Consider the following 4,758-nt stretch of genomic DNA (forward strand, 5'->3'; position numbering starts at 1 on the left):
GCTGGTGCCGGTCGCCACCGTCACTTCACCGGTGGTCGGCTGGTTATCGGCATCATAAGTACGCTGAACAACGCTCTGCGCCTGATCAACCCAGGTGATGATATAGCCGCCATCATCCAATGCCACAGCGCTCGCCATACGCTGGCTGCCCGCGGTGGTGACGTTCACCAGGAATTCATCGGTCACCGCTTGGCCATCAGAGCCATAGCGACGAGCAACAACCCCATCCTGATCGTTATCCAGGCCGCCGCCATAGGATTCATAGACCACCAGGAAACCGCCATCAGCCAGAGCCACGACTTGGGCGCTGTCCTGATTGCTGCTGATACGCTGGTTGATCTGCTGCTCGGTGCCGATCTTATGCACGCCGTCTGCCTCATACAGCTGCATATAGATGTCGATCCCAGTGCCGGCCCCCTGCCAGATCACCACAATACGGCCATCCGCCAGGCGAGTGGTGGTCGGGTTAGCCTGATCCCCCGCCGTGGTGGTATTGACCTGCGTACTCTCATTCAGAAGATCGTAACTTGCCAGCGCCGATCCCTGGAAGCTGACCGGATCCCCCACGTTTCCTGCCGGATCGGTGGCATAGATCTTGCCAGATTCACCTGCGGCAATAGGGTTTGGCGTAATGATCCAGCGGCCATCTTCGTTAGCCACGGCGGTAAACTTATCGCCGTTCGTGGTTTCAACGGTGACAAGCGCACCTGGCTCTGACTGACCTGCCAACGAGTCGGCGGAGTTATCGGAGATACCCACGTTTGGCGCGGTGATATCCAGGATAAAGTTCCAGCTATCGGAAGATTCGCTGACGTTCCCCGCCGCATCGGTCGCCGTGGCGGTGATGGAATGCGTCCCTTCAACCAGGTTGGTGGTCGGGGTATAGCTCCATTCGCCCTCGGCGTTCGCCGTCACGGTGCCCAGCACGCTGGTGCCGTCATAAATAGTTACGGTACTGCCCGCTTCCGCCGTTCCGGTTAAGGTCGGGGCCGGATCGTCGGTCATGTTCCCCTGAACTTTCGAGGTGAACTGCACCGTTCCGACGTCATCTCCCAGGGAGGTAATCACCGGAGCCGCCGGTGGCATGCTGTCAATCGTCAGGGTAATGGTGGCCTGAGCGGTGTTATTCGCCGCGTTGGTGGTTTCTGCCGTCCACGTGTGGGTGCCATCGGTGACGCCGTCCAGCTGGAAGGTCCACTGTCCGCTGGCGTTCACCACAGCCGTTCCCAGCACCGTGTTGGCCTCATCCTTAATGGTCACCGTTGCACCCGGTGTCGCGGTACCCTGCAATTGCGGAGAAGTATCATCGGTCAGGCCGTTGGTCAGTACCGCACCGGTGATGGTGCCCGCATCGTCATTCGCCTGGTCGATAGTGAGCTCCACGGCGCTGCTGTCTACCGTGAAGTTCACCACCTCGCCCTGCGTTTCATTGCCCGCGGCATCGGTGATTTTAGTTTTATAGCTGTGTTCGCCATCCGTCAGCGTACCCAGCGACAGCGTCCAGTTGCCTTCGGCGTCCACTACCACGTTACCAACCGGCGTAGTACTGCCGTCCAGGTAAACGCTGACCGTTGCACCTGCTTCACCGGTACCGGTTAAGGTTGGAGAGCGGTCGTCGGTGGTCTCGCCCGGGGCGATTTCGCCCTGCTTGTCCCCTTCGTTATCCATCAGAGTGGCAACGGCCACATCCGGCGCGACCGTATCGAGGATAATTGGGAAGCCGCCCGTTTCCGCCGAAGGAACGCCTGCCGCATTGACGGCGGTCGCCGTCAGGGTATAGGTACCGTCATCGCCCAGCTCGCTGGTTGTGATGCTCCAGCGACCATCCTTGTTAACCTGCCCTTCCCCTACCTGGACGCGGTGATTGCTGCTGTCCGTCGCCCAGATCTGCACCGTCATTCCAGCGCCTGCGGTACCGTTTACCGTCAGCGTGCTGTCGTTAGTCGATTGCCCCTTCTGCAGATAGCCGATATCCGCATCTTCGCCTTGGGTATAGTCATCGTTAATACTTTCAATGGATGGCTGCGCCGGGGCGCTGGTCAACAGGGAGAAGTCCCAGCTCTCATCTGCCGTACCGCTCGTCTGTGGCCCTTCGTTACCCGCTGCATCAACCGCTGATACGGTCAGTGCGTGATCGCCGCTGTCCATGGCGCTACCCGGCGTGAAGCTCCATACCCCAGTAGTCTGATCCACCGGCGCACTGCCGATTAACGTGCCATTGTCATAGATGTTGACGCTTACTACGCCATCAGCCAAGCCAGCAGCGGTGATCTTACCGGCGTAAGTTGGCTGAGCGTCGTCCGTGGTGCTGCCATCTTCAATGCTGCCCTGAACCGGCCCGACGTTATCCGTCAGGGTAATGCTGCCCTCTTCAAAGGCGTCTGCGCCAGGCGGGGTGGTGTCGAGAGTGAAGTTCCAGCCCTCGTCACTGGTACCGCTCACCTGCGGCCCTTCATTGTTCGCGCTATCGACTGCGGACACAGTAAATACGTGCTCCCCCGCCGCCAGATCGGTTTCCGGGGTGAAGCTCCAGGTGCCATCCTCGCCTACCGGCGCGCTGCCAATCAGGATGCCATTATCATAGATATTAACATGGTCGATATCGGCAGTAGCCTGGCCGGCGTAAGTCGGACGCGCATCGTTGGTGCTGCTACCGTCGGCAATCGTACCGGTTACCGGCGCAACGTCATCCGTCAGGCTGATGCTGCCATTCACAATACCGGAGGTAATGTTGTCCGGCGGCGTGGTATCTGACGGGCCGTCCACTATGGTGCTGTTGGTATTGCCTGCCGCATCGGTCACTACCACGGTCGCGCCGGTATCCCCGGTTTCAAGCGGGTTCGGCTGGATGCTCCATTTACCGTCCTCATCAGCCACAACCGAGGTTTCACTGTTGTCAGACGGATCGGTGATCGTTACGGTCGCTCCCGGCTCCGCCGTACCGCTGATTTCATCGGTGGTGTTAGTGATGATGACTGGCGCATCGGTGCTGGTATCCAGCGTGAAGTCCCATGCTGGACTGTGGGCGCTTTCGTTGCCCACCGTATCGGTGCTGGTGACCGTGATCGTATGTTCCCCGTCCACAAGGTTAGTGGTCGGCGTGTAGCTCCATTCACCGTCTTTATTTGCCACAACAGTACCCAGGACATTGTCACCGTCATAAATGGTGATGGTCGTCCCGGCATCCGCCGTGCCGCTGAAGGTAGGGGCCGGATCGTCGGTCACACTGCCTGAGACCGTGCTAGTACCTTGAACCGTTCCCACATCATCAACCATCGCAGTAATAACCGGTGCTGCCGGCGCGGTGCTGTCTACCGTCAGGGTGATGGTCGCCTGGGCAGTATTGCCCGTGCTGCCGGTCACTTCCGCCGTCCAGGTATGCTCGCCATCGGCAACGTTGCTCAGCGGGAATGTCCACTTGCCATCTGCATCCGCCACGGCAGTACCCAGCACCTTATTATCTGCATCCTTAATAGTGACCGTCGCGCCCGCCGTCGTGGTGCCCTGCAGTTCCGGGGAGGTGTCGTCGGTCATGCCGCCGTTCAGTACCGCACCGGTGATGGGGCCCGCGTCGTCATTCGCCTGGTCGATAGTGAGTACCACGGCGCTGCTGTCCACGGTGAAGTTAACCACCTCGCCACGGGTTTCATTGCCCGCTTTGTCGGTGATCTTCGTCTGGTAGCTATGTGCGCCATCGCTCAGCGTGGCAAGCGCCAGGCTCCAGGTCCCATCATCGCCCACCACCACGCTGCCTGCCGCCGTGTTGCTGCCATCGAGATAGACGCTTACCGTCGCCCCCGCCTCGCCAGTGCCGCTCAGCGTAGGAGAACGATCGTCCGTCACGCCATCGGCGGCAACGACCCCTTGTACATCACCCTGATCGTCATTGAGTACGGCGACCGCTGCTGCCGGTAACGTGGTATCCAGCTCAATCGGGAAGACACCGGTTTCAGCAGAAGATACGCCCGCTGCGTTAACCGCGGTCGCGGTCAGGTTATAGATGCCGTCGGCACCCAGCGCGCTGGTCGTAATGCTCCAGCGGCTGTCTTCTCCTACCGTCCCCTCACCGACCATGACGCGTTTATTGTCGCTGTCCGTTGCCCAGATCTGTACGGTCAGACCCGGCGCACCGCTGCCGTTAAGGGTCAGCGTGGCGTCGTTTGTCGCCTGGCCCTTCTGTAACGTGCCAGTATCCGCATCCTCGCCCTGGGTATAGTCATCGACGATATTTTCAATCGACGGCTGTGCCGGGGCGCTGGTCAGCAGAGTGAAGTCCCAGCTGTCGTCTGCGGTGCCGGAGACCTGCGGACCTTCGTTACCCGCGGCATCGACAGCGGAAACGGTCAGACCGTGGCCACCGCTTGCCAGGGCATTGTCTGGCGTGAAGCTCCAGGTGCCATTCTCGTCCACCGGCGCACTGCCAATCAGGCTGCCGTTGTCGTAGATATTGACGTGGTCAATGTCCGCCGTCACTTTCCCGGCATAGGTGGGACGCGCATCGTCGGTGACGCTGCCGTCGGCAATGGAGCCGGTTACCGGACCAACGTCATCCGTCAGGGTGATGCTGCCTTCCACGATGCCGGAGGTGATGTTGTCCGGCGCGGTGGTATCCACGGTGAAGTCCCAGCTTCCGTCGTCGGTGCCGCTAACCTGCGGCCCTTCCTGGCCCGCCTTGTCCACAGCGGCCACCGTCAGGGAGTGATCCCCTTCCGCCAGATCGGTTTCCGGCGTGTAGCTCCAGTTGCCGTTTTCATCCAC

At 60.4% G+C, this 4,758-nt stretch carries 1 protein-coding gene; it reads right to left on the reverse strand.

Features of this window, described 5'->3' with window-relative positions:
* The coding region (locus V5P19_RS22835) for an Ig-like domain-containing protein (RefSeq protein WP_334407801.1) at positions 1-4,758 on the reverse strand (4,758 nt) is incomplete at both ends.

Origin of the sequence: Enterobacter sp. UNJFSC 003 (assembly GCF_036903355.1) — a bacterium.
GTDB lineage: Bacteria > Pseudomonadota > Gammaproteobacteria > Enterobacterales > Enterobacteriaceae > Enterobacter.